The sequence below is a fragment of the Arthrobacter sp. NPDC057388 genome, from assembly GCF_042668165.1.
Classification (GTDB): Bacteria; Actinomycetota; Actinomycetes; order Actinomycetales; family Micrococcaceae; genus Arthrobacter.
The window spans coordinates 1-3,901 of the sequence record NZ_JBHVBL010000092.1; the positions used below are offsets into that span (position 1 = coordinate 1).

General features: G+C 62.7%; 4 protein-coding genes. All 4 read right to left on the reverse strand.

The genetic code is table 11. The features are described from left to right. Positions 1-482 precede the first annotated feature (482 nt). The 4 genes from ACFUTU_RS21175 to ACFUTU_RS21190 are packed head-to-tail and all read right to left on the reverse strand — an operon-like array spanning position 483 to position 3,324. The gene (locus ACFUTU_RS21175; RefSeq protein ID WP_377967907.1) at positions 483-1,478 is read right to left on the reverse strand and encodes a DUF3445 domain-containing protein; all 996 of its coding nucleotides are present in this window, start codon (positions 1,476-1,478) and stop codon (positions 483-485) included. Next, positions 1,475-2,452 carry a PDR/VanB family oxidoreductase gene (locus ACFUTU_RS21180; RefSeq protein ID WP_377967909.1) on the reverse strand — a complete coding sequence of 326 codons (978 nt, stop codon included), beginning with the start codon at positions 2,450-2,452 and terminating at the stop codon, positions 1,475-1,477. Before ACFUTU_RS21180 ends, ACFUTU_RS21175 begins: the two co-directional genes overlap by 4 nt. Next, on the reverse strand, positions 2,449-2,934 hold the full coding sequence (locus ACFUTU_RS21185; RefSeq protein ID WP_377967911.1) for a dimethylamine monooxygenase subunit DmmA family protein: 486 nt from the start codon (positions 2,932-2,934) through the stop codon (positions 2,449-2,451). The genes ACFUTU_RS21180 and ACFUTU_RS21185 overlap by 4 nt, the downstream gene beginning before the upstream one ends. A 9-nt stretch (positions 2,935-2,943) precedes the next feature. Next, on the reverse strand, positions 2,944-3,324 hold the full coding sequence (locus ACFUTU_RS21190; protein WP_377967913.1) for a cupin domain-containing protein: 381 nt from the start codon (positions 3,322-3,324) through the stop codon (positions 2,944-2,946). Between the last annotated feature and the right edge of the window lie 577 nt (positions 3,325-3,901).

Consider the following 3,901-nt stretch of genomic DNA (forward strand, 5'->3'; position numbering starts at 1 on the left):
GATAAAACGGAACGACTCCGCCGCAGCCGGCCCCTCCTTCAACACCGCAACCGCACGCGAAATCTCCGCACGCGACAACGGATCCAAAGGATGCGCCACCCCAACAACAGCCGAGGTTTCAATATCGAGAGTCATGCTTATCTCCTAGATAGAACTTAATGAGGATGCCTGGCGGCTGGGAGCCGCGGAGTGCGGTGCCCTGGTGTGGGTTGCTGGATGTTGGTCCAAGCAGGCCCGGTGTGGATTCTCAGAACTGTTCACCTTTGTCAGAACTGTTCATCGTTGGTGCAAATAAGACTGTGTCGGCGTCCCCTCCCGAATCCGTCTGGCTTCGGGAGGAGCCGCCTGCCGGTGTGATGCCGGCCACTTTCAATCGGTCTGTGTAGAAAAAGCTACGCTATCCAAAACATCTAGTCCAGCCTTTTTTAGGAATTAGTTCCATGTGACTGAAGTTAAAAACTGCCTCGGCGCGGAAGGTTGTTTTAACCGGCCAGCAGCCAGTCGGAGGCCGCCTTGCGGTAGCGGATGATGCCCTTGTATTCGGCCATGTCGTCAGGGAGCTCCGCCAGCACGTGGCCGAACTTTTCACGCCAGGTAGGAACCTTTGCAATGTCCCTGAGGGGCAGCAGGTAGCTGCGGATCAGGAACAGCAGGACGCCGGTGTGGGGGAGGCGGATGAGGTGCTGGACTTCCACACGCAGGTGAAGCTTGTCCGGCATGTCCGGGTCAGTTGCGATGGTTCCGCGGTCAGGGCCCCATTCGGGGTAGGTCTCCGTGGAAGTGTCCAGGCGCTTCCCGACGGTCATGGTCCAGTTGGTGCGGCGGAATTGTTCGCCCGGCTGCAGGCGCATCAGGAACTGCTCGGCTCGGCTGATGATGTTTTCTTCCTTGACCCGCGGCACGGGGCCGTGGATTTCCAGGAAGCTCATGCCGACGTCGAAATTAAAGGACCAGTCGGCGGCGAAGGTGACCAGGCCGGCGTCGAGCCACATGGTGTTATCCCGGACGTCGAGCAGGACGATGTCGTCCTGGATCTGGGTGCCGAGGAACCGCATGGGTTCCATGGGCAGGGAGTCGTCGTCGCCGATGGTGAATTCGATGTCGAGGTTCTGCAGGCCGTTGTGCCAGCGGCATTTGTTGCCTTCGCGGTGGAAGGACATGATCTCCGGGTTTTCCTGGGCCATGGCCGGCAGCAGCGTGGCGATTGTGTCCCAGACGGCGGGCCGCATGTGGGGCAGGACTGCCATGCGTGAGGGGTCGCGGTTCAGGATCGCCTCGCGGTCGGCCAATTCCTCGTGGTAGAACTCGTCGATGTCGATCAGTCCGGCACCCCAGGCGCCTGCGTCGGTTTCTACGTTCTTGTTGGCGGGTTCGACATTTGCGCTGTAGCGGTACATGTCGCCGGTGAACGGGAACGGGAAGCGCCGGATGCGTTCCGGCAGGGCGGTGTCAGTGTCTCTGTCGATGGTGATGCTCAAAGGTCCAACTCCAATTCTGGGTCTTCGCTGCGTGAAACACAGCACATCATTGTGGTGTTCTCGGCCTTTTCCTGATCGGTGAGGTAGAGATCCCGGTGCTGGGGGGTCCCGCGGAGGACCGGCAGGACACATTCACCGCAAATGCCTTTACGGCACATATTGGGGATGGTCTTGCCTGCCTTTTCGAGGGTTTCCAGCAGCGATACACCTGACGGCACGTCCAGCTTGACGCCGCTGCGGACAAGGTTGACCGTGAACGGCTCGCCCTCATCAAGTTCGGCCGCGCCGAACGCTTCCGAGTGCAGTCTGGCCGGTGACCACCCGAGCTCCCGCGCCTGGTCCAGGACTGCATCCATGAAGTCCTGCGGGCCGCAGACGTACAGGTGGGTTCCGAGGCTCTGGGTGGTGAGCTGTTCTGTCAGGACTTTCTGGAAACTCGTGCGGTTGCTGCATTCCGTCAGCGCAGACCCCAGCAGTTCCCGGGCTTCTTCCACGTGGGCCCCGGCGCCCGGCCGGTAGACGTAGATCAGCGAGGAGGTCGTGCCGCGGTCGGCCGCGGAACGGGCATGTGAGAGCACCGGCGTGATGCCAATGCCGGCCGCGATCAGCAGGTGGTGGGTGGCTGTTGACGCGGGAGCAAAGGCGCTGCGGGGCCGGGAGACGAACACCAGATCGCCGACCGCGAGCTGGTGCATTGCTACCGAACCGCCCGCGCCGTCTTCGACCCGGAGGACCGAGATGGTGTACTCAGACGGGCCGTTGCCCGAGCCGGTGAGCGAATACGCATTCACGCCGCTGCCGTACTGGACGACCAGGTGGCTGCCGGGGACGTATGAAGGGAGGCGCGCCCCTGACGGATCAGCCAGCGTGATGCTGACAATCGAGTCCGTCTGGGGGCTGACGCTCGTCACCTCGAGTTGGAGGCCACCTTCCACCGCCGGGTGGGCAGCGACCGGGAGTGCCGTGATAGTCATGATGCCTCCTCGGCATGTGCTGCGTACCCCAGGTACGCGCCCATGCGACGCGAAAAGTGATCTGTGGTGGCCAGGCTGGTGGCGCATCCCTGGCACTGCACCTCGGACCCGGCTGGCCGGACGGTTGTGGTGGTGGTGTGGCAGTGCGGGCAATAAATTACCCGGGGTGCAGCCTCGTCGTTCAGGAGGGTGATCTCCTCCTGCTGCAGTCCGCATTCCGCGGCTGCAGCCGCGGCTGCACGGATGTCCGCCGGTGGGCCGGCGAGTACGAGTCGGACCCCGACGTGTGATTGTCCGAGTGCGGACCTCAGCTCCGTGAGGGCCTCGGGGCTTGCAGCTGGGAAACGGAAGTCATGCCTGGGCTGGACACCGGGGTGTTGACCCGCGGTGTCACCTGCGGCGCCGAAAGACGCACAGATGACACCGCGGAAACCAGGTTCCAGCCCTTTGCCTGCTGCGGGCGGCATGGACGCGGAACGCATGGTCGGTCCTTACGGGGCGAAGGTGCGGTCGCCGGCGAAGAAGCCGAGGCCGTACTCGGGGGTCTCGAACTTGACCGTGGTGCCCTTGGGGAAGAACAGCACGTCGCGCTCCTTGGCGTGGGTGACTTCGCCGGTGGACTGGTCCGTGAGGATGAACTCACCTGCGATGACGACCTTCATCTCGTCGTAGGTGTAGGTGTACACCAGGGGCTCGGAGGCCTTCAGCTCGAAGAAGCCGGCGCTCATGACCGAGCCTTCAGGGTTGTGCAGGGAGTCGCCGATTGCAGCGACCGTGCCGGGCTCGTTCATCGACGGCAGACCCACATAACCGCCTACTACTTTGTGGATGGCTCCGGCCTTGGTCAGGTTTCCTACGAGGGAGGTTTCCATGGTTACTCCTGTGTGAATAGTGTGGTTGATGTTGCGTCAGAACTGTTCGTCGTTGCCAGAACTGTTCGTCTTCGGGTGGGTGATGGAACTGCGCTGAAATCACCTCACACCCCCGGTTCGGTCCGGGGAGGGGATCCGCGAATCCGGCATTCCCTGTTTCCAGGGGAGCCAGCCAAGCTCTGCTCTGAGGTCTGCTGGTGTGATGCCGGTCACTGTTTTTCGTCCCACAAGCAAACCTACTCCTCCTAATTCATCTAGTCCAGACTTTTTTCCGGATTATTCACTTGGAGGGTCATTTTTGGCTTCCCGTCCGTAATGTTCTGCCCGCCGGTCCTGCGCAGGAAGGGTGAGAGAACCGCGTGCGGGTGCGGGAGAGGGGGCGCGGCTCCGGTGCCGGCGGAGCTGGCCCGGGCCTGACCGGCCCGCGCTCCGGGAGCAAAGATTCTTCGCTGGAGGTATCCCGGAGGCGGATCGAGCTGCGCGGACGGGTGGCAGCGGGCGGGACAGACAGGCCCAGAAAGCACAGACAGGAAGGCAAGACCGCCGTGCTGGGTCTTGGGGCTCCAGGGCCCTGCCG

Bases quoted from the DNA above. Each gene is read 5' to 3' on its own strand.
- ACFUTU_RS21190 (WP_377967913.1), bottom strand. From the start codon at position 3,324: ATGGAAACCTCCCTCGTAGGAAACCTGACCAAGGCCGGAGCCATCCAC.
- ACFUTU_RS21180 (WP_377967909.1), bottom strand. From the start codon at position 2,452: ATGACTATCACGGCACTCCCGGTCGCTGCCCACCCGGCGGTGGAAGGT.
- ACFUTU_RS21185 (WP_377967911.1), bottom strand. From the start codon at position 2,934: ATGCGTTCCGCGTCCATGCCGCCCGCAGCAGGCAAAGGGCTGGAACCT.